Origin of the sequence: Candidatus Profftia tarda (assembly GCF_904848675.1) — a bacterium.
GTDB lineage: Bacteria > Pseudomonadota > Gammaproteobacteria > Enterobacterales > Enterobacteriaceae > Profftia > Profftia tarda.
Genome location: NZ_LR890047.1, coordinates 704538 through 731208, shown reverse-complemented (window position 1 = coordinate 731208; position 26671 = coordinate 704538). Strand labels below are relative to the sequence as shown.

The 26671-nt window shown below is 35.0% G+C and carries 21 protein-coding genes; 17 read left to right on the top strand and 4 right to left on the bottom strand.

The window, feature by feature from the left end; genetic code table 11:
• Positions 1 to 821 precede the first annotated feature (821 nt).
• Together zipA and ligA are read left to right on the top strand one after the other, a co-directional pair.
• Positions 822 to 1811, top strand: coding sequence for a cell division protein ZipA (gene zipA, locus KTT71_RS01920; RefSeq protein WP_420885568.1), 990 nt, complete (start codon positions 822 to 824; stop codon positions 1809 to 1811).
• A 70-nt stretch (positions 1812 to 1881) separates the two neighbouring features.
• Positions 1882 to 3918, top strand: coding sequence for an NAD-dependent DNA ligase LigA (ligA, locus tag KTT71_RS01915; RefSeq protein WP_216782187.1), 2037 nt, complete (start codon positions 1882 to 1884; stop codon positions 3916 to 3918).
• A 756-nt stretch (positions 3919 to 4674) separates the two neighbouring features.
• On the opposite strand, the gene KTT71_RS01910 is transcribed toward ligA, so the two are convergent.
• The 4 genes from KTT71_RS01910 to map all read right to left on the bottom strand — a co-directional run bounded on the left by KTT71_RS01910 (position 4675) and on the right by map (position 9636).
• Positions 4675 to 4944 (bottom strand): FeoC-like transcriptional regulator, encoded by a 270-nt coding sequence (locus tag KTT71_RS01910; protein ID WP_216782186.1) that lies wholly within the window; start codon positions 4942 to 4944, stop codon positions 4675 to 4677.
• A gap of 99 nt (positions 4945 to 5043) precedes the next feature.
• Complete coding sequence (feoB, locus tag KTT71_RS01905) at positions 5044 to 7323, bottom strand: Fe(2+) transporter permease subunit FeoB (protein WP_216782185.1); 2280 nt, start codon at positions 7321 to 7323, stop codon at positions 5044 to 5046.
• 115 nt (positions 7324 to 7438) lie between these two features.
• Positions 7439 to 7696, bottom strand: coding sequence for a ferrous iron transporter A (gene feoA / locus KTT71_RS01900; protein ID WP_216782184.1), 258 nt, complete (start codon positions 7694 to 7696; stop codon positions 7439 to 7441).
• A 1139-nt stretch (positions 7697 to 8835) separates the two neighbouring features.
• Entirely contained in the window at positions 8836 to 9636 is an 801-nt protein-coding gene (map, locus tag KTT71_RS01895; protein WP_216782183.1) for a type I methionyl aminopeptidase, read from the bottom strand.
• A gap of 368 nt (positions 9637 to 10004) precedes the next feature.
• Here map and rpsB point away from each other — a divergent pair, with 368 nt between their 5' ends.
• The 15 genes from rpsB (at position 10005) to rnhB (ending at position 26654) form a co-directional block, all read left to right on the top strand.
• Positions 10005 to 10748 (top strand): 30S ribosomal protein S2, encoded by a 744-nt coding sequence (gene rpsB, locus KTT71_RS01890; RefSeq protein ID WP_216782182.1) that lies wholly within the window; start codon positions 10005 to 10007, stop codon positions 10746 to 10748.
• A gap of 1357 nt (positions 10749 to 12105) precedes the next feature.
• Entirely contained in the window at positions 12106 to 12963 is an 858-nt protein-coding gene (tsf, locus tag KTT71_RS01885) for a translation elongation factor Ts (protein ID WP_216782181.1), read from the top strand.
• Positions 12964 to 13144: 181 nt separating this feature from the next.
• Positions 13145 to 13885, top strand: coding sequence for a UMP kinase (pyrH, locus tag KTT71_RS01880; RefSeq protein ID WP_216782180.1), 741 nt, complete (start codon positions 13145 to 13147; stop codon positions 13883 to 13885).
• A gap of 180 nt (positions 13886 to 14065) precedes the next feature.
• Positions 14066 to 14623 carry a ribosome recycling factor gene (frr, locus tag KTT71_RS01875; protein ID WP_216782179.1) on the top strand — a complete coding sequence of 186 codons (558 nt, stop codon included), beginning with the start codon at positions 14066 to 14068 and terminating at the stop codon, positions 14621 to 14623.
• Positions 14624 to 14789: 166 nt separating this feature from the next.
• Positions 14790 to 15989 carry a 1-deoxy-D-xylulose-5-phosphate reductoisomerase gene (ispC, locus tag KTT71_RS01870; RefSeq protein WP_216782178.1) on the top strand — a complete coding sequence of 400 codons (1200 nt, stop codon included), beginning with the start codon at positions 14790 to 14792 and terminating at the stop codon, positions 15987 to 15989.
• Between the two features lie 297 nt (positions 15990 to 16286).
• Complete coding sequence (ispU, locus tag KTT71_RS01865; RefSeq protein ID WP_216782749.1) at positions 16287 to 17033, top strand: (2E,6E)-farnesyl-diphosphate-specific ditrans,polycis-undecaprenyl-diphosphate synthase; 747 nt, start codon at positions 16287 to 16289, stop codon at positions 17031 to 17033.
• A 31-nt stretch (positions 17034 to 17064) separates the two neighbouring features.
• Entirely contained in the window at positions 17065 to 17910 is an 846-nt protein-coding gene (gene cdsA, locus KTT71_RS01860; protein ID WP_216782748.1) for a phosphatidate cytidylyltransferase, read from the top strand.
• A 25-nt stretch (positions 17911 to 17935) separates the two neighbouring features.
• On the top strand, positions 17936 to 19288 hold the full coding sequence (rseP, locus tag KTT71_RS01855) for a sigma E protease regulator RseP (protein WP_216782177.1): 1353 nt from the start codon (positions 17936 to 17938) through the stop codon (positions 19286 to 19288).
• 37 nt (positions 19289 to 19325) lie between these two features.
• Positions 19326 to 21713, top strand: a complete 2388-nt coding sequence (gene bamA, locus KTT71_RS01850) for an outer membrane protein assembly factor BamA (RefSeq protein WP_216782747.1) — start codon at positions 19326 to 19328, stop codon at positions 21711 to 21713.
• Positions 21714 to 21870: 157 nt separating this feature from the next.
• A complete protein-coding gene (locus KTT71_RS01845; protein WP_216782176.1) occupies positions 21871 to 22368 on the top strand; it encodes an OmpH family outer membrane protein in 498 nt (165 codons plus the stop codon).
• Between the two features lie 3 nt (positions 22369 to 22371).
• On the top strand, positions 22372 to 23397 hold the full coding sequence (lpxD, locus tag KTT71_RS01840) for a UDP-3-O-(3-hydroxymyristoyl)glucosamine N-acyltransferase (protein WP_216782175.1): 1026 nt from the start codon (positions 22372 to 22374) through the stop codon (positions 23395 to 23397).
• 158 nt (positions 23398 to 23555) lie between these two features.
• Positions 23556 to 24011 carry a 3-hydroxyacyl-ACP dehydratase FabZ gene (gene fabZ, locus KTT71_RS01835; protein ID WP_216782174.1) on the top strand — a complete coding sequence of 152 codons (456 nt, stop codon included), beginning with the start codon at positions 23556 to 23558 and terminating at the stop codon, positions 24009 to 24011.
• 3 nt (positions 24012 to 24014) lie between these two features.
• Positions 24015 to 24803 (top strand): acyl-ACP--UDP-N-acetylglucosamine O-acyltransferase, encoded by a 789-nt coding sequence (gene lpxA, locus KTT71_RS01830; protein ID WP_216782173.1) that lies wholly within the window; start codon positions 24015 to 24017, stop codon positions 24801 to 24803.
• 1 nt (position 24804) lies between these two features.
• The gene (lpxB, locus tag KTT71_RS01825; RefSeq protein ID WP_216782172.1) at positions 24805 to 25998 is read left to right on the top strand and encodes a lipid-A-disaccharide synthase; all 1194 of its coding nucleotides are present in this window, start codon (positions 24805 to 24807) and stop codon (positions 25996 to 25998) included.
• A 14-nt stretch (positions 25999 to 26012) separates the two neighbouring features.
• A complete protein-coding gene (rnhB, locus tag KTT71_RS01820; protein ID WP_216782171.1) occupies positions 26013 to 26654 on the top strand; it encodes a ribonuclease HII in 642 nt (213 codons plus the stop codon).
• Positions 26655 to 26671: the final 17 nt, after the last annotated feature.

Below are 26671 nucleotides of genomic sequence, written 5' to 3'. Positions count from 1 at the left end.
ACCTCTGCTTGTTTCGCAGTTATCTCTTTATTATATAAAGATTTTATCAATCAAATATTACTTATGTTTATCAAACAGTTCAAGTATATTATTTAGTTGATATTATTGCTGTGCTTAACATTAGAATTAGTATATAATTTGAGCGATATAAGTAACAAATATAATCAATAATATAACTTGTAGTAAATTATCTATTATCTGTTCACTATTACTACATATAAAATTATTTTTTTATATCGCATATCTGTTATACTGATAATGCTAATAAAAAAATTTTTTATAATTTTTATTCATAAATGTATGCACTTATGCTCTGTGCATATATGCTATGTAGCAGCATACTAGAGTGTAAAATAAAGAACCAGTAGGATCGGATAGACTGTAAGTTCTTTCTTAGAATCAGCCTTTTAATAAACTGTGCTATTATAATATTTAGTACTAATTATTGATTGTTAAAATATAATTTATAGTAATAATTCATATAAGGTATTAATATCATAATATTGGATGACAAAGATCTTTCATCATTGAAGTGGTAAACTAATCACTCGTCTTTTCTAAAGATGAAAATGCAATTTTTTATTTAGGATATTTTTATATTTAATTGGGTAAAAATACTTTTTCAATGACTGATGTTGAACTGTATTTCTGCTATATTAATAAATCGTAGCGATTTTTATCATAGATAAAATTCTTTCTCATGCAAAATTGCTATAAAATTAGAACAACTAATTTTTAATGTAGATATTACTGTAAATTCTATTCTCGTCTTATTAGTTTGATAGATTGATTTGTTAAGGGTTTGCCATTTTGGCAATAGTATGAAAACAACAGAGATTGCGACGATGCAGGATTTGCGTCTGATTTTAATTGTTGTTGGTGCTGCTGCTATTATAGCACTGGTACTGCACGGCTTGTGGACTAGTCGTAAAGAATATTATCGATTATTTCGTGATTATCCAAATAAAAGAATAAAAGAATATTGTGACGAACAGTCACCAAGTGAAATAGATCAAGGGGTAAATGAAATACAATTTGATAGTTCCCGCGATAAATTGCGTCATTTTGTAAAACATGCACAAACCTCTAAACAGAATGATTATTATCAAAATGATATTTCTAAGGATGTAGATGTATCATCTGTTCCTGTTACTTCTAATATGCAACCAAGTTCTGATATTAAGAAACAGAACAAACTAAGGGATCTGTTTTTAGGCGACCTAAATAACAATCATAATCATCTAAAATCGAATAATATAAGTGGTTATTTAAAGTCGGTAGAAGATTTGATTCACTCTAGCCAGGATCTTATTTGTGTTGCTGAAGAAGATACCCTACATTCCCTTTCAGTTGGTAATAAAGGGGAAGATACAGGGGATCTTGAAGAGGTTACTGATATAGTGCTCGCACTATACGTTGCGGCACAGCCGAATAGTGTGTTTATAGGTGAAGTTTTACTACAAAATGTTCTACAATATGGACTTCACTTTGGCGACATGAATATTTTTCATCGTCATCTAAACCCATCAGGTAGTGGCCCGGTGCTATTTAGCATGGCAAATATGGTAAAACCGGGTAATTTCGATCCTAATAATATGGCTATGTTTAGCACTCCAGGCATTGCCTTATTTATGAAGGTGCCTTCTTATGGTGATGCTAATCAAAACTTTAAGTTGATGCTGCAATCCGCACAGCGTATAGCTAATGATTTAGGGGGTGTGGTGCTAGATGATGAGCGTAACATCCTCACTCCTAAGAAACTAGAGTTCTATAAAGTGCATATACGTGAATTTTTAAAAACTCTAAAGTAATGCAATAGGATGCAAATCCTATTATGCTATATTCTTTAATTAATCTTTTATCATTAACAATAACTATATAATGACTCCAACTACTGTAGAGCACTTTAAAAAACTAGAGGATCTACGTACTAAGTTGCGATATCATGCTTATCAGTACCATGTGTTAAACCAACCAGAGATTCCTGACGCTGAATACGATCGCCTAATGCATGAACTACGTCTTATAGAAAAGCAAGGTTATCCTCACTTGATACCCCGTGACTCTCCAACTCAGCTAGTAGGAGGATCTCCTCTTGCTGCATTCAGACAAGTTCTTCATGAAGTGCCTATGCTTTCCTTGGATAATATTTTTGACGAAGATAATTTCTTATCTTTTAAGAAACGTCTTCATACACGTCTGAAGACTACAGAACCGTTGACTTTTTGCTGTGAATTGAAGATTGATGGTTTGGCTGTGAGTCTGCTATATGAAGATAGTCTGCTGGTGCGAGGCGCTACTCGTGGTGATGGTACTATAGGAGAAGATATTACATCTAACCTAAAGATGGTCCGTGGTATTCCCTTGAATTTACAAGGAAATAATATTCCGCGCCGTCTAGAAGTGCGTGGAGAAGTTTTTATGCCATTAGCCGGTTTTGCGACAATAAATGAAGAAGCTCGTCACGCCAACAAGAAGGTTTTTGCAAACCCAAGGAATGCAGCTGCAGGATCATTGCGTCAGCTAGATCCACTGGCTACGTCTAAACGTCCTCTACTTTTCTCTTGTTACGGTCTAGGTTTGTTTAAAGATGGCGAGTTACCAGGAGGTCACTATGAATCCTTGCAGCAGCTCAAAAAGTGGGGACTACCAGTAAATAATTATATAAAATTATGTAATAGTAGCGATGAGGTAATAAAATTTTGTCATCAAGCTGAGAAAGAACGTTTGACGCTAGACTTTGATATTGACGGTGTTGTTATTAAAGTAAATAATTTTGCGATACAAAAACAGCTTGGTTTTATGGCACGTGCACCTCGTTGGGCTACAGCATTTAAATTCACTCCTCAGGAACAAATAACTGTTTTAAACAGTGTTGATTTTCAAGTAGGACGTACCGGCACTATTACACCTGTTGCTCGTCTAGAGCCTGTTAGAGTTGCTGGTGTCATTGTGAGTAATGCTACTTTGTATAATGCCGATGAAATTCAGCGTTTGAGATTATGTATTGGGGATACTGTTGTTGTGCGCCGTGCTGGAGATGTTATCCCACAGGTAGTCGGCGTGCTGGAGGATAGACGCCCTAGTAATGCACAGAAGATTACCTTCCCGCGGCGTTGTCCAGTATGTAATTCTGACCTTGAGCGCATTAGAGGAGAAGCAGTGTCGCGTTGTACTGGTATCTTGGTATGTAGTGCTCAGCGTAAAGCATCACTTAAACACTTTGTTTCACGCCGAGCTATGAATGTAGTAGGTATTGCTAATAAAATAATTGACCAGTTAGTTGAAAAAAGTTATGTCAATACTCCATCCGATTTATATCGCCTGACGGCACTGATACTATCTGGGTTAGAGCACATAGGTTCTAAGTCTGCTACTAATTTACTTCAAGCTATAGAACAGTCTAAGAAAACTACAATGGCAAGATTCTTATATGCTTTAGGAATACCTAGAGTAGGGGAAGCTACAGCGATGAATCTTGCATTATATTTTGGTTCCTTAGAGGCTTTGCGAAATGCTGATATTGAAGCCCTGCAATGCGTGAAGGACGTCGGTAGAGTAGTTGCAGAACACCTGTTTCATTTTCTGAGTCAAGAGCAGAATCAGAAAGTGATCGACGAGTTATTAGGCCCTGATATTGGAATTTACTGGTCTGATACGCCTGTAATTATTGATAATAATATTCCAAGCCCTTTTGCAGGCAAAACAGTAGTATTAACAGGATCCCTAAACTTGATGACTCGTGATGTAGTCAAAGATACTCTCATTGCCTTAGGAGCAACCATTACTAGCAAAGTTTCCAAGAAAACCGATATTGTTATTTTTGGCGCAAGAGCAGGTTGCAAGTTGTATCAAGCTAAAAAATTAAAAATTCCAGTTATTAATGAAAGAGAGATGATCAGGATATTGAGCCGATAAAATCGATCTAATCCTTAATTATTTTTTATTGAGGCATTCTCTTAGAGAATAATCAAGGTTTAAAAGAAATCAAAAATGCATTAATCATTATGAAGATAATGATGATGTTGGTAAAATACGAAAAATCTATATCACTATTTACTTAAAAAATTTTTTTGCTTATATCTTATAGATGCTTTTTATATTAGAGCAATATTTATTAACGTAACATATATTTAACTAAAGAGTTGATTAATCATTAGGAATATATATGATTGCATCAATGTATAAAATTTATCTTAATTAAGATATACTAATATTGATGGAAAATTAATATTTTTGTTTATTAATTCATATAAAATGCGCACTCCTCATCTAGTAGAATAACATTATAAATATTTCTTGAAAATATAACTATCATAACTAAAGAGTTTTCTTTATTTTCTTGTTTTCAACTATCTTGTGAATACTATATAGAAATATTTCTGTACAACCTTGAATATAACATAATATCTATTCAATAGATATTATGTTATATTCATTACTGTTATCAGATAAAATGTTATTTATTGAGATTCTCTTTCTCTTTAAGAGAAGCTTAGTACTAATTAGCAAACATTAAATTTATCTGCTCTTTAATAATAAAAACATTTAATAAAATTTTAAAAATTTTATTGCTTATAAGGATTATTAGTATATTTTCATTATTTAATTTTGTCTGACTGCTAACTAATAAAGTATAATAAGATTGATTTTAATAAAAAATAATATTAATATTCATTCCCTTGCTAAGGGACTCAAGTTATATGATTTAGGTATGTAAATTAGAGTGTGACAGTTCTTATGTCTTTCCAGGCATCCTGTACATCTTCCTGTCAAGCAAGATTTATCGATTCCATCAGCTTTTTTAACCAATCCCATCTTTTCTAAGAGCTCTAGCATAGCTGAAACTATTGCTGGCGAACCATTAACCGTGCGACACAAATGATTGAATTCGATCTGTCCGTGCAGGGCTAGTGTATTTCGTATTTCTAATAAGATTGCCATACTATTATCCTCCTATGAAGGGACCCTTAGTATATAATATTTAATGAGATACAACGAAAGAATTAACGAAATATCTTATTAGCATTACAATCATAGCTACTACTTGATAGTATCATCATTTGTTGATCGTGCACTAAATAGGTTTCCAGAATATCGAAGACCTATCAATAGTAACGTATTGAATATAATAACAAGAGAGATGGTAATAGCACTATATTTAGGATGGCTTGCAAAATTAGCTAATTGATAAAACACCGTTGCGAGTGAATAGGCAATATTCAGGCTCCACAAAATAGAAAATACCATCCAATTATGATTAATTTCGCAGGCAATTGTTCCCATCACGGATATGCAAGGAAGATACAAAAGAATAAAAATAAGGTAAGCATAGGTAGAGCTAGCGCTGCCGAACTTATTTCCCATAACCCCCATGGATCCTGATGGTATATAATGCTCATTTTTACTAGTTTTTATGGAGTATGATAACAACTGAATACTTAATTTATCTTGGATCATATCCCAAGTATTCTCTAAGGATTCTCCTAAACTTTTCAGTAAGTTATATTCTTCCGGATCAAACTTGACACTGTAAATTTTTTCTGCTGCATACAGTGTATTTAGAGTACTAACAACTACTTCTTTCGCCATAGCACCGGTAATTAAACCCACCATGGCCTGCCAGTTATCCCTCCTGATTCCTATAGGTTTTAGTAGGGGAGTCATGATCTTGCTGACTGAAGCTAACACAGAATCATTCATACAATCCACAGGCTTTCCACTGAAAGAAAAACTGTTTAGTATGCCTATAACAATACTTGCTGAGATGATTATTTTTCCTGCACGCAGAATGAAATCTTTTAGGCGTGGCCATGTTTGCATCAGTAAGATTTTTAGATTGGGCACGTGGTATGCAGGCAGTTCCATTACAAATGGATACGGTTCTCCACGAATAATTGTATGTTTAAGCATCAGACCAGTTAAAATGGCCATCACTATACCAATTATATACAGCGAGAATACTATTAGAGCATCACCTTGTCCAAAGAATGCTGTTGAAAATATAGCAAAAATTGCTAAACGAGCTCCACAAGACATAAATGGTGCCATAAGCACAGTGATGAGGCGTTCACGCGGCGAATCTAGCGTACGGGCACCCATAACTGCCGATACGTTACATCCAAAGCCAACTATTAAAGGAATAAATGATTTTCCTGGTAAACCTATTACCTGCATCATGCGATCAACGATGAAAGCTGCACGTGCCATATAACCAGAATCTTCAAGGAAAGATAAGAGAAGGTACATAATGCCTATTTGTGGTATCATGGGTAGTATACTATTAATACCCCCACCTCCTTCCGCGAGCAAAATAGTCAGCCAATCAGGAAAATTTAGCTTATAACCTATCCACTGTAAACCTTGAACAAAAATTGTTGAAGAACCAATGTCAAACAAAGGTTGCAATGCACCTCCTATATTTATTGCCAGAAAAAACATGATATACATTATTAGTAAAAATATCGGTATTCCCATCCAGCGGTTAAGGACAATCTTATCAAGCTTTTCAGTCATGAAATTATTTTGCAGAGTACTGGTATTGCATACAAAATCGCAGATATCAGTAATACGTTGATAGCGTAAATCTGCGATAATTAGCGCTGGGTCTTCATTTATTGTTTGTTTTAATATTTCTTGTATTTTAGGTAATATTTTTAATGCATTAATGGTACAAATAGAGCTACAGGTACTACCTTCAAGCATTTGAATTGCTATCCAGCGGCGCTGTTTTATAGATAAAGACTTTGGCATTGCCTGAGATAAACGCTCAATATGTACCATGAGTACTGGGTATTCAACTAGTGTTTCAATGGAGTTTTTTTGTGATACATCGATGGCGTTTTTTAGTTCAATAATTCCATAAGCCCGGCTAGAAATAAGTGGTATTACAGAGCACCCAAGGAGCTGAGCTAGGGATGTAATATCAATTTTAATATGCTGATTATAAGCTATGTCCAACATATTAAGAACGATTATACAAGGAATACCCGGCTCAAGTAATTGTAATGTTAGATATAGATTGCGTTCAAGATTAGAAGAATCAACTACATTTATGATTAGATCTGCTTCACCACTCAGGATATAGCGACAAGCGATTTGCTCATCTAACGATGTCTGTTCTGAAATAGTTGTTAGAGAATAAATTCCAGGAAGATCAACTAGTTTTACCTGATGTTTTTCTGTAAGAAAATTACCTTCTTTTTTCTCTACCGTAACTCCGGCCCAGTTACCAACTCTTTGCCTAGATCCAGTTAGCTGGTTAAATAGAGTTGTTTTGCCAGAGTTTGGGTTACCAATTAACCCTATCGTGAGTTTTTTCATAATTCAACGTTTTATTAAGGATAGACTGTATTTAGAAGAAGATGTTAAAGGTTTTATTAAAAATTTGTACATAGTAGCTTATGAAATATTGGTTAAAGGAAAAGAAAATTTGATCTCAAAACACTTTATGTTTCGTATTATTAACTATTGTTATTCTCTCGATAGTCAGTAATGCTAGGTCTTTTTTACGGAGAACAAGGCTAACACGACGTGACTTAACTTCAATGGGATCACCTAGAGGAGCTATTCTTACTACACTAAAAGGAGATCCTGGCAAAAAACCCAGAGACAATAATTTATGACGGTAAGAAGGGCACATTAAAGGAGAAAAGGCAATTATTTTATATTGGTGTTCCGGAATAAAATGATGCATGAAAAACCTTATTATATTAGGTAATCTGCTATGGTGAATATTGGTGGTATCCAGCCTAAATATCACCCAAGAGAGCATTGGATTCTTTGGTATTTTATTGACCTTATGGGTTATGTCTTTATTATTAATATCCCTTGATTAAATTATTATTCTTTACTAGATATACTTTATAAGTCTAATAATTATTCGAGTATACGAAGATATTTTAGCATTACTTCTAAAGAAGGTAAATGATAATCATTAATTAATAATAAATTTATTTACTTATTGCTTCATATAATATTTATAGAAAATAAAGTACACCCTCTAGATATAATATTTAGACACTTAAATTTAGTTTAATATTTATAATGATATTCAGTGACATTAATAATCAAGATCACAATAGTTATCTTGAATACTTTAGGAATATGCTGAAACAAAATTGGTTAGTAACTGAAATAAAAACAGGAATATTCTTCTTTTATTTTTTATAGGATTAGCGTAAGTTATTGGTACTGTATCGTTTTTTTTGGAGAAGTTCATATATATAAACAAGTACAAAATAATAGATTATTTCTCTTTTGCTAGCAGGCAGATACTATTTTATATTCAGCATTGCTTTTTCTACACATACTATATTTTCTTACCTGATAAATACTTAAAAACTATGCATAAATTGTTAAGTAATCATTATCATTTTACGCATTGCATAATCAATTATTTGTTATTTCTTAAATTAACGTAGTATAATAAGAATTAAATCTTTCATATACGAGCATTTTAGCTGATTAGTACTGTTGCGTGATATTTATTTAGGACTTTACAGTCTTGTCTAAAGAAGTGAGTGGGTTATTCAATGCGTTTTGTCAGCTCTTAATAGTTTTCAAGATACTGCATCGTTTCTAATTAGATAATACTTTAAAATTTTCCTGCATTTAATATCTCGATTTATCAGTATTAATTAATTAAACTAAAATTATCTATAATCATCTAGTATATTAGTAGAGCTAGTTGATGAATATTTTGAGCTAAGATAGATTTACTATATTAACATGGTTTGAGTATGATTAAGTACACTCAAAATAGAGACACTAGTTAAGAAATACATATTTTATGACTATCTCTATACTTGGCAATGCACAGTCAGTAAATTATATTCATATGTTATCCTGAATAATGATCCGTGGAATGTCTGTTTCTTCATCACGCAAGGTTAAGATCTCGCAACCATTATCTGTTACTACAATGGTATGCTCGTACTGCGCCGATAAGCTACGATCTTTAGTTTTTACAGTCCATCCATCTTTCATAGTACGAATGCTGTAATGGCCAGCATTTACCATAGGCTCAATTGTAAAAGTCATTCCTTTTTGCAGTACGACCCCGCTATCATTAGTATTGTAATGCATAACCTTAGGATCTTCATGAAAAATTTCTCCTATTCCGTGTCCACAATATTCACGTACAACCGAAAAACCATTTGCTTCAATAAAATTCTGTATTTGCGTACCTATAGTGCGCAAACGTATATTAGGTTTAACCATTTTTATAGCTATGTAGAGACTTTGTAGTGTGACCCGGCATAATCTTTCTCCTAGGATTGTTGGTTTACCCACAATAAACATCTTTGAGGTATCGCCATGCCATCCGTCTTTAATCACGGCAACATCTATGTTAACTATATCCCCATTTTTTAAGATTTTTTTATCACTAGGAATACCATGGCATACCACTTCGTTGACAGATATACAAACGGATTTTGGATAGCCATGATATCCTAGGCAAGCGGATACAGCCTGCTGTTTTTTGGTGATATAATCAGCACATATACGATCTAATTCTCCAGTGGTGGCGCCAAGAACAACATATGGTTTAATTATTTCTAGAATTTCCGCAGCCATTTGCCCAGCGATTCGCATTTTTTCTATTTGTTCTGGTTTTTTTATTGATATTGCCATAAAATATATGTCCGCTCGTATTATCAAATAGACTGTTATAGTCAATGATTGAAAATCATAATAATTTTATTGCTACCGCTAAATCCTAAAAATAACTAGGTCTCAAATTACAACAAAAAGGTAGAGTATATGGATATTGTATGTTACAAATAATCCTGCACTTTTTATACTTATTTATAAGACGGATATACCTTTAATATAAATGGTGTTATATTTATTATTTGCAAATAAATATAATCGCAATCCTAATATTTGTATGTAGGTTGCAGATTTTATCGCATTATTAGAGTCGCAGAAGTGAATGTCTCTAAGATTATATCCATAAGATGTTTTTAGCTTTAGCCCCAAACTTATTTAGAGGTTTAATTATGGCAACTGTCTCTATGCGTGAAATGATTAAAGCTGGTGTACACTTTGGTCATCAGACCCGTTACTGGAATCCTAAAATGAAGCCTTTTATATTTTTTGGCTTAGGAGTGCGTAACAAAGTGCATATTATTAATCTTGAAAAAACTGTTCCAATGTTTAATGAAGCTTTATCTCAATTAAGGAAAATTTCTACTTGTAAAGGCAAAATTTTATTTGTTGGTACTAAACGTGCTGCAAGCCAAGCCATAAAAGAAGCCGCTAACAATTGCGATCAATTTTTCGTAAATCATCGTTGGTTAGGCGGTATGTTGACTAACTGGAAAACCGTACGTCAAAGTATTAAACGACTCAAAGATCTGGAAACTCAGTCTAAAGATGGGACCTTTGAAAAGCTAACTAAAAAAGAAGCCTTAATGCGTACTCGTGAGCTAGGAAAGCTAGAAAATAGTCTAGGTGGAATTAAAGACATGGGTGGCTTGCCAGATGCTCTGTTCGTAATTGATGCAGATCATGAACACATAGCAATTAAAGAAGCCAATAACTTAGGTATTCCAGTATTCTCTATAGTTGATACAAATTCCGATCCTGATGGTATTGATTTTGTAATTCCGGGTAATGATGACGCAACCCGTGCAGTTCGTCTTTACCTGACTGCTGTGGCTACAACTGTGCTCGAGGGTCGTTCTCAGCTACTCAATACAAAAGTTGAAGAAACCCTTTTAGGATCACCACAAGTTGTTTGAGGATTGTGATCCTCAAACAACTATTTTGTAAGACTTCTTCTCAAAAATTATTGACCTTGTGAAGAGATCAAAATAAAAAGAATGAAATAATATAATCCTCTAACTTTTTCTATTAAAAGGTATTTCTGCTATTCTTGTAGGAATAGCTATTCTTTATGTTGCGTAACATAACTGCTCTTTTATAACTTTGAAAAATAGCTTATAGCTTATTAAAAGCTACCCTCCTATTAGTCTGCACAATTTTATGTATCCTGATTTTTAGGAGTACTTATGATTCACAGGAAGATAAAGCACTTGCATTAAGTTTTGGGAATGATCTTATAATATCAAACTTTAAATAAAATTTATTTTATAAAATACTATGCTCTATCTTTTTGTGTCATTATCATCTCAGTATTGACTTAAGATCCATATTAATAATATTGCATTTTATTCTCAGTATTATTTATATTTATGACCTACATTTAATGCTTTTTATCTATAATATACCTTTATCAAGTAGAGTAATATTAAAATTAATAATACATTCTAAATAAGCTAACAAAACATAAAATTATTGCTTGCCTACATTATTAATTACAACTAATGCAGCGTTCTTAATATCGTTATCACTTAAAACAAAAAATATCTGTGTTAATACTTTTTAGCCTCTTTTGATGATATGTAGTTCGATCCGGACGATAAAAGTCTATGCGAAAATCCTATTGTATGATTATTAGATAGGTGCAGTAATATGTTGATTAAATCAAAATAACAAAATATCTTATGTTTAAGTAATACAAGTCATGATTATTCTGATTATTTATATGGTAAAATATATACCTTTACAGGTAAAAATAATTTAAATTTGTAATGTAATTCTATTAATACTTTTATTCTAAATAAAAGAATTTATTATTTAGAATAATATTTTTGTATACAAAGTTGTATATAAACTACACAGTCACTAACTGTTAGTTTTTTGAAAAATATCGCTACTCACTACTTTTAATAAAATAAGCATTTAAGGATTACTATATAGTCACATGAAAATAATAAATTATTCTTGAAACTCTATTATCATAGGATTAAATCCTGTCTAATGATAACCCATCTAAGATAATATAATATTATTTTACGAAAAAATCTTATAAGATTTTTTAATATTCAACAACTAAGAGATAGAATAAATTATTGAATAGGGCGCTTAACTTGATAAGCTATAGTTTTCTTTTTAAATTTATAAATTTTCTGAAATAAATTTAGCCCATTTAATTTTAAATTAATAATTTAATTATATTAATTTTAAGAAAATATCAAGATAACCCCTTCTAGTTTCTTTCAGTTTAGTTATTCACGTAAGTGCATCGAGGAAAAAATGCCTAAAATCACCACTATTCTAGTAAAAGAACTGCGTAAACGCACTGCTGCTGGTATTATGGATTGTAAAAAAGCGTTAAGTAAAGCTGAAGGAGATATAGACCGAGCGATAGAAGAGATGCGCAAATCTGGCGCTATAAAAGCAGCCAAAAAAGCAAGCTTAATAGCTACTGAAGGAATAATTAAAATTAAGATAGTAGGCAACTGCGGTGTGATTTTAGAAATTAACTGTCAGACTGACTTCGTTGCTAAAGATAGTGATTTTGAAAGGTTCGCTGAAAAAGTACTGGATACTGCTTTTTCAGACAAAGTCAATAATGTTGAACTACTCAAAAAACAGTTCGAAGAAGAGCGCATAGCCCTGATTGTGAGAGTTGCTGAGAACATAAATATTCGTCGTGTATCTTTTCTCGAAGGAGAAGTGCTTGCTGGCTACTTGCACGGTAATCGCATAGGTGTTCTGGTTTCTCTTAAAGGTTCTAACAAAAAATTAGCGAAACAACTGGCAATGCACGTAGCTGCGAGCAATCCAGAATTCATTAAACCACAAGACGCACCTTCTGAAATAATAGAAAAAGAGTATCAACTTCAACTAGATATTGCTATTAATTCTGGTAAGAAGAAAGAAATTGCAGAAAAAATTGTTAAAGGTCGCATGCAAAAATTTACTAGTTCAATCTCTCTAACTGGCCAGAATTTCGTTATGGACGTGAGCAAAACTGTTGGGCAGATTCTTCAAGAAAATAATGCTGTTGTTTCTAATTTTATACGTTTTGAATTGGGTGAAGGCATTGGAAAAGAGATCGTTGAATTTTCTGGAGCAGTAAAACAGAATCAAGACAATCAATATCCTTAAAAGAAAAAATTTTTTAGCGTCCGATTATTTTACTTAAAGTTTAATAAAATCAAAAAATTAAAGAAACAGTTAATACTGTGATTACTTTTTTAATTATTAGAACACATAAGATCTTCTGTTACAATATTTTATTTTAAAATTATTCGAAATATTTGTTGACTATTTCTGAGGATAAAATGCCATGATAATGAACTCCAAACCATTATATCAACGAATAATGCTTAAGCTTAGCGGTGAGTCTTTGCAAGGTGCGGAGAGTTTTGGTATTGACGCGAACATAGTAGATCGTATAGCTCAAGAATTAAAAGATTTGGTTAAACTAGGAGTTCAAGTAGGTGTTGTAATCGGGGGTGGTAACCTATGCCGTGGCGCCAGTTTAGCTGGTACTGGTATAAATCGTGTGGTTAGCGATCATATAGGGATGTTAGCAACCGTAATGAACGGTTTAGCAATGCGTGATTCCTTACATCGTGCCTTCGTCAAGGCGCATCTCATGTCTGCTATACCGCTAAATAGTATCTGTGAAAATTATAGCTGGGCAGAAGCTATAAGTATGCTGTGCGACAGCCGGGTAGTAATTTTCGCTGGCGGTACAGGTAATCCATTCTTCACAACAGACTCTGCAGCTTGCCTTCGTGGTATAGAAATAGAAGCCGAAATAGTCTTAAAAGCTACTAAAGTTGATGGTATATATTCAGCAGATCCGGTAATTAATTCAGGCGCAAGGCTATTTGATAGGATAACCTACCAATATGTTTTAGAAAAAGAATTAAAAATAATGGATTCAGCAGCTTTCGGTCTGGCTCGAGACCATAACCTACCTATTCGTGTATTTAATGTGAATAATCCTGGTGCTTTGCTTCGGGCTGGAATGGGTGAAAAAGAAGGTACCCTAGTCTGCAATAATGCATATACATGTTAATAATATAAAGTTCCTGGTAATGATCAATAATAAAGTAATTAAAAAATAAGTTGTGTGGATTGGTCATCTAACTATGATCAATATCTAATAAGATGTTTTAAAATTTATACTAGATTTAAAACGCATCAATATTTCATCTAAGAAATAGTTAGTTAAATTAACAGTTTAAAGGTTTGCAACGTGATTAAAGAAATTAAAAAAGATATTGAAACGCGCATGAATAAATGCATCAAAGCATTCAAATTAAATATTAATAAAATCCGCACCGGTTTCGCACATCCGAACTTGCTAGATAATATATCAGTAGAATATTATGGCTCCTCTACTCCTTTAAATCAAGTTGCTAATATTATTGCTGAGGATTCTAGAACTTTAGCAATTACTTTGTTCGATCGCTCCTTATCTACTGCGGTAGAGAAAGCAATCATGCTATCTGACTTAGGGCTTCATCCAGTATCAATTGATAGAATAATTCGTATCCCATTTCCTCCATTGACTGGAGAGCGCCGTAAAGATCTTATCAAAATTATTCGTTCTGAAGCAGAGCATGCTAGGGTGTCTGTTCGTAATGTACGTCGTAATGCGAACTATCAAATTAAATCTTTATTTAAAAATAATAAAATTAATGAAGACGAAGAGCGAAAATTTCAGGACGAAGTACAAAGAATCACTGATGTTATGAGTAAAAATATTGATGCAACCCTAGATGATAAAGAAAAAGAATTGATGCAGTTTTAATATCACATTCTTTTGTTAAGACCTATACTAAGCAGATCTTTGATGTATCTTTGTGGCTACTAAACTTCATTATTTTCTAAAAACTAATTAATGATGTCAGCATAATCTCAGTCTTCTTTTCAGACTGAATTATCTACTGCGTTAAATTATTACTCAGAAGGTTCGAATGAAGCAACTAACTATTCTTGGTTCTACCGGTTCAATTGGTCTTAGCGCTCTAGCTGTGATACGAGCAAATCCTCATGATTTCAAAGTAGTAGCTTTGGTAGCAAACAAAAATATTGACGCCATGTTTCAGCAGTGTATGGAGTTTATGCCACGCTATGCTTCTATGGCTGACGAAAAAGCAGGACATGATCTTCGTTTGCTTTTAAATAATGCAGGTCTTTTTGACATTGAAGTAACCTCTGGGGCTCAGGATGCTTGTATATTTGCTGCTCTAGATAATGTGGATCAGGTTATATCTGCCATCGTTGGTGTTGCTGGACTCATGCCCACGATGGCAGCTATAAAAACTAATAAACAGGTACTTTTAGCTAATAAAGAAGCTTTAGTGAGCTGTGGTCGTTTGTTTATGGATGCGTTGCATCAGAGCAAGGCTCAGCTATTGCCTATCGATAGTGAGCATAATGCTATTTTCCGAATACTGCCTGAGTCTATTCAGCATAATCTTGGCTTTGCTGCTCTTAGTGCCAATGGCGTTTCACGCATAATACTTACCGCTTCTGGAGGTCCATTCCGTCACTTGCCGATAGAGGATCTTAAAAAAGTCACAGCAGAAAAAGCCTGCAAGCACCCCAATTGGTCTATGGGACCAAAAATATCCGTCGATTCCGCAACTATGATGAATAAGGGGCTAGAGTACATTGAAGCCCGTTGGTTATTTAATGCTGATGATTCAGAGATTCAGGTAGTCATTCATCCTCAATCTTTAATGCACGCTATGGTGTGCTACTCTGATGGTAGTGTAATAGCGCAACTCGCTTCTCCTGATATGCGTTTGCCAATTGCATATGCTATGGCTTATCCAGACAGTATAAAAACTGATATCAAACCCCTCGACTTTTGCGCGATGAGTGCCTTGACATTCGAGGAACCAGATATGAAGCGCTATCCTTGTTTACGATTGGCTATTGATGCTTATCGTGCTGGGCAGGCCGCAACTACAGTGCTAAACGCAGCTAACGAAATTTCTGTTAATGCTTTCCTAAGTAGCAAAATTTGCTTTACTGATATTGCAGCTTTAAACGAGGATGTCTTACTAGCTTCCTCCTTTAGTGAACCTAAAAACCTGAGAGAAGTTTTTGAAATTGACAGGAAAGCTAGAGAGATTGCTTGTCGATTATGTATAAAATTTTATATGTAAATCTTAACTATTGCTATATAGAAAATGAAATTACTGCTTGAATAGGTTGTAACCTTTTCAGGTTAACTTAGATAAATTGCTATATGTTTATACTACCTCTGCAATGTTGTCTATGTTAAATATTTTATCTATTTATCTATCTTTGTAATTTTGCGTAACAGTGACTGTTACATGCTTATTATTTATAAATTTTATTATTCAATATTTCCTTAAGATTATGTAATTTATTTCGTATGGTCTAGGTTGAGTTTGTAGATGAGTCTTTTAATACCAAGCGTTGAGGAATTGATTATACATATGTCTTCTACTCAATCAGCAATGACTAACGAGATATTCTCTGTTCCACAACACGTCGCTATAATTATGGACGGTAATGGACGTTGGGCTAGGCGTCAGGGTAAAATGAGTGTATTTGGCCATAAATTTGGTGTTAAATCAGTCCGTCGTTCTATTCGTTTTGCTGTAACCCATGGTATTCAGGTGTTAACTTTGTATGCTTTTAGCAGCGAAAACTGGAATCGACCAGAGCAGGAAGTGAGTGCACTGATGGATTTGTTTGTTCGTGCTTTAGATTGCGAAATAAAAAGATTGCATAAGCATAATGTGCGTTTAAAAGTTATCGGAGATATTGGACGTTTTAGCTTGTCCTTGCAGGAACATATTAGTCGTTCTGAGGAATTAACCAAAAATAATGATGGACTGAAGTTAAATATTGCTGCTAATTATGGTGGGCGCTGGGATATTATGCAGGGAGTAAAAATATTAGCTGCGCAGGTTAAAACTAACTTGCTCCAGCCTGAAGAGATCACTGAAGATTTGTTAAGCCAGCAAGTTTGCCTCTATGATCTTGTTCCTGTTGATCTTGTAATTAGAACCGGAGGAGAACATAGAGTTAGCAATTTTTTACTTTGGCAAATTGCATATTCCGAATTTTATTTTACTGACGTTCTGTGGCCTGATTTTAATGAACTTACCTTTGAATGTGCGCTAGATGCATTCGCAAAACGCGAGCGACGCTTTGGGGGTGCTATACAAACATATTAATTCATATTTAATACTCCAATGGAGAAAGATCTTGCTGAAGTCTCGTATTATCACTACTGTGATTTTAGTACCTAGTATGATTATATCGCTATTTATGTTGCCTCCTCTTGGTTTTGCTGTTATGACATTAATTATATGCATGCTAGCAGCTTGGGAATGGGGGAAACTAGCAGGATTTGCAATAAACTCACAGCGCATCTGGTGTGCATTATTCTTTGGTCTTGTATTGGTGGCAATGCTATTTAGTTTTTATGTATTTAACTTTAGTGTGCATGTCATAGGCGGATCACTATGGGCAGCTATTATCTGGTGGATGTTTGCGCTATTGTTAGTGTTATTTTATCCAAAATCTGCAGTCTGGTGGAAACACTCTCGTATATTAAAAATTATATTTGGTGCTGCGACTATAGTTCCATTTTTTGGTAGTACTATTGCATTGCGTCAATACGGTTATAAGATCAATAGTGATCAAGGAATATGGTGTTTGCTATATATTATGGTATTAGTCTGGTGCATAGATTCTAGTGCTTATATGTTCGGGAATCTATTTGGCAAAAATAAGATATCACCAAAAATTTCTCCGGGAAAAACTTGGGAAGGATTTATAGGTAGCCTAACTACTTCGACTATAATATCTTGGGTATTTAGTTTTTATGCACCGCCAAGATTTATACCTGCGCATTTAATTTTTTATTCTATTATAGTAGCTATGTCTTCTATGTTAGGTGATCTAACTGAAAGTATGTTCAAGCGTGAAGCTGGTATTAAAGATAGTAGTTTTTTGATTCCGGGTCATGGTGGTATTCTAGATCGTATTGATAGCTTGACTGCTGCGGTACCAGTCTTTGCATTTTTTATGCTATTAATATTTGATTAATTAATCTTAGAATAGGAGGCTACCGATGACTAATATACTTTGGAGCTTGCTTGCTTTTATAATATCGATTGGGCTATTGACTGCAGTTCATGAATTCGGTCATCTTTGGGTAGCTCGTCTATGTTGTGTTAAAGTAGAACGTTTTTCTATTGGCTTTGGTAAATGCTTATGGAAAAGGGTCGATAAATTTAAAACAGAATATATTATTGCTCTTATACCGCTTGGCGGATACATCAAAATGTTAGGTGAACGTGATTGCCTAAGTTCTGAATACCATCATCAGTACTTTAATAATAAACCATTATTGCAGCGAGTAGCGATAGTAAGTGCGGGTCCAGTTGCTAATTTCTTGTTTGCGATGCTAGCCTATTGGCTAGTTTTTATCATTGGAATTGTAAGTGTTCGCCCGATTATTAGTGAAGTTATTCCTAAATCTGTTGCTGCGCAGGGGGGTATTACATCAGGATCTGAAATTAAGTATGTAGCAGATGTTATGACTTCTAATTGGGATGAAGTCCGTTTGGCGTTAATAAGTCAGATCGGTACAAAAATTACTACTATTTCATTTGTTCCCTTTGGCAGCCATAATATCACTAAGAAAATTATAGATCTAACTAACTGGCGGTATGAGCCCGACACAGAGGATCCAGTAGTTTCGCTTGGTATCATTCCAACTGGGCCAAATATTGATCCAGTTTTAACAGAGGTACAACAAGATTCTGCCGCCCAACAAGCTGGTTTACAGGTCGGTGATAGAATCATTAAAATTGATGGCAGCCTATTCCAGAAATGGGGTACGCTTGTGAATCAAATTAAGAAAAATCCTAACAAAAAAATCTCTATAGAAGTAGAACGCAACGGTAGGATTGAAGTATTACAGTTAATACCAAAGAGTAAATCGCTTGGTAAAAATAAAATAGAAGGATTTGCAGGTTTTGCTCCTACGGTCACTTCATTACCTAAAGAATATGAATCTATTATACGATATAGACCTTTTGTGGCAATTAATAAGGCCATAAAAAAAACTTGGCAGTTAATGAAGATCACGGCTTCTATGACATTAAAACTTATTACTGGTGATATAAAAATAAGTAACTTGGGCGGGCCAATTTCTATTGCGCAGAGCGCTAAGATATCTGCAGAGTATGGATTAGCATATTACTTAATGTTTTTATCATTAATTAGCATTAATTTAGGAATTATTAACCTATTTCCTCTCCCAGTTCTTGACGGTGGTCGCCTACTCTTCTTAGCTATCGAGAGTATACAAGGCAAGCCAGTTTCTAAACGAGTGCAAAGCGTCAGTGATCGCATCTGTTCTATGCTCATGTTGGTGTTAATGGGGATTGCATTTTTCAATGATTTATCGCGTTTTTAAGCGCGACATTCAGGTTAGGGAAGTACATATAATAACGATGTTAATAAAAAAAATGCTCGTAGCATCGCTGCTTTTTACCAGCGCAGCTTTATATGGTGCGGATAAATTCGTAGTAAAAGAGATTCATTTAGAAGGACTGCAGCGTGTGTCTGTCGATGCAGCTTTATTTAATATACCATTCTGTGCTGGAGATATAGTAAGCAGTAGAGATATAAGCAATACTATTCGCTTACTATATAAGACCGGCTACTTCGATGATGTAAAAGTCTTACGTGATTCTAATAATCTGATCGTGCAGGTAAAAGAATGTCCTACAATTGCAAAAATTACTTTCTCTGGCAACCATTATATCACAGGATATATGCTAAAAAAAAATCTTGAAGCTTCTGGTGTATGCGTGGGTCAATTTTTAAATCGTGCAATTATTTCCAATCTTGAAAAAAGTTTAGAAGATTTCTACTACAGCATCGGTAAATACAGTGCATCCGTTAGAGCTATAATCACGCCGCTAGCACATAACCGTGTTGATTTCAAGCTGTTATTCATCGAAGGTAAATCAGCCCAAGTTCAGCAAATAAACATTCTGGGAAACCATGCATTTACCAATGCACAACTGATTAGTCATTTCCAGTTACGAGATGACGTGCCTATTTGGAACTTCATAGGAGACCGTAAATATCAGAGAGAAAAACTATCCAGAGATCTTGAAACTCTGAAAAAATACTATTTAGATCATGGTTACGCTCGTTTTCATATAAATTCGACGCAAGTCACCTTAACCCCAGACAAAAAAGGTATTTACATCACCATTAATATCACTGAAGGAGCACAGTACAAGATATCTGGTGTTGAAGTAATTGGCAATATCCATGGATATAGTAACTACATCAACCGTTTAATCCACATAAATACGGGCGATTGTTACAACATTACTAAAATTACTAAAATTGAGGATGATATCAAGAAATTTCTTGATCAATATGGATATGCTTATCCGCACATTAATACACAACTTAACATCAACGATGATAGTAAAACTATTCAGTTGTATATAAGCGTAGATACTGGTCAACGTTACTATGTACGCAATATTAATTTTTTCGGTAATAAAATTACTAAAGATATAGTGCTGCGTAGAGAGATGCGACAAATGGAAGGTACCTGGCTAAGTCGTGAATTAGTTAATAGGGGCCAGGAGCGTCTTAATCGTACTGGTTATTTTGAAACTGTTGATGTTGATATTAAGAGTGTTCTAGGTGCCTCAGATAAGGTAGATGTCATATATACAGTAAAGGAAGTTAATACTGGAACTTTTAACTTTGGTGTAGGTTTTGGTAGTGAAAGCGGCATGAGCTTTCAGGTGGGTGTTCAGCAAGAAAATTGCTTGGGTACAGGCAATAATATTGGCATTAGCGGCACAAAGAATAATTATAAGACCTACACCGAAATCTCTATAATTAATCCTTACTTTATGCTTGATGGCGTTAGCTTGGGAGGGCGTATTTTTTATAACGATTTCAAAGCTGATGATGCGGATCTATCAGAATACACGAATAGCAGCTATGGTATTGATAGCACATTAGGATTTCCAATCACAGAAAATCATTCTGTGCGCACTGGTTTTAGCTATATCCATAATTCCTTGTTTGATATGCAACCACAAGTTTCCATGTGGCGCTACCTGAAGTCTGTTGGTCAGATTTTTAACAATATAGAACAAGCAAACTATAAGGCAGATGAATGCACATGGTCTCTGGGCTTGACTTATAATAATATGAACCGTGGCTTTTTCCCAAGCGAGGGCACAGAGTATTCTCTAAATGGAAAAATAACAATTCCAGGGTCTGATAATGAATACTATAAAATAATATTCAACAGTCAAAGTTATTTACCATTGGATAAAGACCATTCCTGGGTCATAATGGGTCGTTATCGAATTAGTTATGGTGATGGAATAAATGGTAAAGAAATGCCTTTTTATGAAAATTATTATGCTGGTGGTTCTAATTCGATACGTGGTTTTCAATCAAATAATATTGGTCCAAAAGCAGTTTATCTAAACTCAAATGGTAGCATTAATCAAAGTAAATCTCGCAATGACGATGCAATCGGTGGTAATGCAATGGTTATAGCTACTGTAGGCTTGATAACTCCTACTCCATTTGTTAGTGAAAAATATGCTAACTCCCTGCGTACTTCAATCTTTATAGATGCTGGTACCGTGTGGGATACTAATTGGGATAAAGACGCTTATCCGGCTCATAAAGATTATGGCGATCCAAGCAAAATTCGTGCTTCCGTTGGTCTTGCATTACAATGGATGTCTCCACTAGGACCGTTAGTCTTCTCTTACGCTTATCCTATTAATCAATACGATGGTGATAAAAAAGAACAATTTCAATTTAATATTGGTAAGACTTGGTAATAAGAGACTGTATAAAGTATATGAATGTTTTACGATAATCACAGCATACCTTATACTGAAATTATTACTTGATAATACAGATGAAAAGATAAACTATAGTTTTCAGTCTCTTCGTTAAATGTGTCGTTTATATATGAGTAATTTTAAGGAGTTAAAATTGAAAAGGTGGTTATATGCAACCAGTCTTTGTATGATGTTAGCAGCTTCTGCTAACGCTGAATCTGCTTATAAAATTGCAACTGTTAAAGTTTCTAGCATTTTTCAACAGTTGTCGCAACGTGAGATGCTTTCTAAGCAATTAGAGAAAGAATTTAATGGCAGAGCGATAGATTTACAGAAACAGGAGACTGCACTACAGTCTAAAATGCAAAAACTGCAACATGATAGCTCGATCATGCAAGATAACGATCGTGCCAATATGGAAAAAGAAATTATGGCGCAGCGTGATGCCTTCTTGCAGAAAGCACAGGCCTTTGAAGAGGATAATCGTCGTCGTCAGACAGAAGAAAATAATAAATTATTAATACGCATTAAGGATGCTGTGAGTATCGTTGCAAAAAATAAAGGATATGATCTAGTTATTGATGCAAATGCAGTGGCTTATTCTAGTGCTTTAAATGATATCACTGCACAAGTGCTAAAACAGGTTCAATAAGGCATGGCCTCAATTCTACTAGCTGATCTTGCTCAGCAGTTGAATGCAGAACTCCGCGGTGATGGTAGTATTGTGATCACTGGAGTTGCTTCTATGCATTCGGCAAAATCACACGAAATAACTTTTTTATCTAACAGCCGTTACCGTTCAGAATTAGCTACTTGTAAGGCAGGAGCTGTAGTTTTGACTGAACCTGATCTTCCTTTTTGTACTATATCGGCCGCACTAGTGGTAAGCACTCCTTATATAACTTACGCATTGATGGCAAAAATTATGAATACTACCCCTGATCCGGCAAAAGATATTGCGCCTAGTGCAGTAATTGATGAAACAGCTCAGTTAGGCAATAATGTTTCTATTGGTGCCAATACAGTAATTGAAGAAGGCGTTGTTTTAGGAGATAACACCATCATTGGAGCATGCTGCTTTATAGGTAAATTTACTAAAATTGGTGATAATACACGTTTATGGGCGAGCGTGACTATTTATCATAAGATTCAAATAGGTAAGCATTGTCTGATTCAGTCAGGATCAGTAATCGGTTCTGATGGTTTTGGATATGCAAACGATCAGGGTGAGTGGCTTAAAATACCTCAGCTAGGTACAGTACGTATTGGAGATTACGTAGAAATAGGGGCCTGTACCACTATAGATCGAGGAGCTCTAGATGATACGATTATTGGTAATGGCGTAATCATTGACAATCAATGTCATATTGCACATAACGTGGTCATTGGTAACAATACAGCAATTGCTGGCGGTGTGATTATGGCTGGTAGTCTAAAGATTGGTTGCTATTGCCAGATTGGTGGTGCGAGCGTGCTTAATGGTCATATGGAAATTTGTGATAAGACTGTAGTCACTGGAATGAGTATGGTAATGCGTCCTATTACTAAACCAGGTATTTATTCCTCAGGTATTCCGTTGCTACCTAATAAAATATGGCGTAAAACGGTAGCTCTGTTAATGAATATTGATAAAATAAATAAACGGTTAAAAACGATTGAAAAGAAAGTGAATAATGGCTAACAACTAAAGTTATGCCTTTGTCAGTAATACAAATTCCTAGTATTGACTCTGTTGAAAATGGGTATAAAACTATTTGCGGCGGCCTGAATTATTCTTTTTTAATGACGTTAGGTGAGCCGTGTTGTTGATGATTATTAGTTTCCTATAGGAAGAGTATTTTGACTACTGACACTCATACTCTCAATATTTCCGAGATTTTAGAGTTACTGCCGCACCGTTTCCCTTTCATTTTAGTAGATCGCGTGCTTGATTTCGGAGAAGGAAAATTTTTACGCGCAGTAAAAAATGTAACTTTTAACGAACCATTCTTTCAAGGTCACTTTCCCGGCAAACCTATTTTTCCCGGAGTTTTAATTCTTGAATCTATGGCGCAAGCTACTGGTATCCTAGCATTTAAGAGTGCGGGTAAACTAGAGACAGGCGAGCTGTATTATTTTGCTGGTATTGATGACGCTCGATTTAAGCGTCCGGTTCAGCCCGGTGATCAGATGATTCTTGAAGTGCAGTTTCTAAAAGAGCGCCGTGGTGTTGCTCGTTTTAATGGTATTGCAAAAGTTGATGGGAAAATTGTTTGCGAAGCTTCAATGATGTGCGCCCGTAGCCGGGAGGTCTAATACGTGATTGATTCAACCGCGTTTATCCATCCAAGTGCTATAGTTGAGGATGGCGCAGTCATTCACGCTAGTGTTTATATAGGTCCATTTTGCTACGTGGGACCAAAAGTAAAAATATACGAAGGTACTATCCTTAAATCACACGTTGTTGTCAATGGGATTACTAAAATTGGCTGCAATAACAAGATATATCAATTTTCTTCTATTGGCGAAGTAAATCAGGATCTTAAATATGCTAGCGAACCTACCTGTGTAGAAATTGGCGATCGCAATCTTATTCGCGAGCATGTTACTATTCATCGTGGTACTTCGCAGGGTGCTAACCTGACAAAAGTGGGTAGCGATAATCTTCTTATGATCAATGCGCATATTGCACATGATTGTATAATTGGTAATCATTGTATTTTAGCTAATAATGTTACTCTAGGTGGTCATGTGATGGTTGATAATTTTACTACCATAGGAGGCATGACTGCAGTACATCAGTTTTGTGTAATTGGTGCACACGTCATGGTAGGAGGTTGCTCTGGCGTTGTGCAAGATATACCCCCTTATGTTCTTGCGCAGGGTAATCATGCTATACCATTTGGAATAAATACTAAAGGATTGAAACGCCGTGGCTTTGATAAAGAAGCTCTACATATGGTACGCAATGTGTATAACATCTTGTATCGTAGTGGTCAGACTCTAGGTGACGCTAAATTAGAAATTACTAAATTAGCTAAAAGACACGCAGATATTAAGCTGTTTATTGATTTCTTTAATCGTTCTAAGCGAGGCATCATTCGTTAAGATGAGGATATCCAAGATACCTCCTTATTCGATCTCAGAAGATCATAACTCACCTCTAATAACAATAGGTCTGGTAGCCGGAGAAACTTCTGGAGATATTATAGGCGCCGGATTGATCCGTGCTTTAAAAATACGTTATCCTAATATACGATTTTTGGGCGTGCCTGGTCCTTTGATGAAAAATGAAGGATGCGAATCTTGGTTTGAAATGGAAGAACTGGCGGTGATGGGTATTGTTGAAGTCGTTACTCATTTACCTCGCTTGCTAAAAATACGTCGTGATTTGACTAAGCGCTTTAAAGAGTTAAGGCCTGACGTGTTTATCGGAATAGACGCTCCTGATTTTAATATTACTCTTGAAGGTCGTTTGAAACATGTTGGTATCCGAACTGTTCATTATGTTAGTCCCTCGGTTTGGGCATGGCGACAGAAACGTATTTTCAATATCGGCAAAGCAACTGATTTAGTGCTTGTTTGCTTGCCTTTTGAAAAAGAATTTTATGACAGATTCAATATTCCATGTCGCTTTATTGGTCATGTTATGGCAGATGATATCCCCTTTGATCCAGATAAGAAAGCTGCTCGCCAAGCCTTAGGTATCTCTCCTCATGCCTTATGCTTGGCCTTACTACCAGGGAGTCGTAGTTATGAAGTAAAAATGCTAAGTTCTGATTTTTTAAAAACAGTGCTCATTTTGCTCGAAAAATATCCTGCATTAGAGATAGTAGTACCCTTAGTTAATTCAAGTCGTCGCAAACAGTTTGAGCATATTAAAGATAAGGTTGCCCCACATATAAATATTATTATGCTTGACGGACAAGTTCGTGATGCCATGTATGCAAGTGATGCTGCATTATTGGCATCGGGCACTGCCGCTTTAGAATGCATGCTAGCCAAATGCCCCATGGTTGTTGGATATCGCATGAATTCTGTTACATTTTGGCTAGCAGAGCGTTTAGTTAAAACTGAATATATATCGTTACCTAATCTGTTGGCAGGACGTGCTTTATTTAAAGAATTTTTACAGCATGACTGTCATCCTGGGAAATTATCTTCAGCATTATCCCAATTGCTTGAAGGTGATAGGTCCACTCAAGTACTTCAGACTACTTTACTAGAATTGCATAAAAGTATTAGTTGTGGGGCTAACGCACAAGCTGCAGATGCGGTACTATCATTAGTTACAAGTAATTAATCGGTATAAAATAAATGTTTTTGAATGTAATTTATGAGAGATTAATCTATTCATCTGGATATCGTATTGCAGGTGTTGATGAAGTAGGTTATGGCTCTTTAGTCGGCCCGGTTGTAACTGCAGCGGTTATTCTGGATCCTGCTCATCCAATAATTGGATTAACAGATTCAAAAAAATTAAATGAAAAACGTCGTAATATGATATACGAGAAAATTATAAATCAAGCATTGAGCTGGAGCTTAGGCTATGCAGAACCTAAAGAAATTGATGAACTTAATATTTTATGCGCGACTATGCTAGCTATGAAAAGGGCTATTTCTAGTTTGTCTCTCAAACCAGATTTTGTGTTAATAGATGGAAATCGCGGGCCTTCATTACCCATGGCTTCTCAGACTGTTGTGAAAGGTGATCTGTATGTAGAGGAAATCAGCGCGGCATCTATTTTAGCTAAAGTCACGCGCGATCGAGAAATGAAGAACCTGGATGCACAATTTCCAAAATATGAGTTCGCAAAGAACAAAGGATATCCAACGGCTTTTCATATTAAATGTTTAGAAAAGTTAGGGGTAACTAAACAGCACCGCTACAGCTTTAGACCAGTGAAAAATGCTCTTCATTCTATCATGTTGAGATCTGACTGCGTATCTAACAATTAACGAATTCTTTTATATGA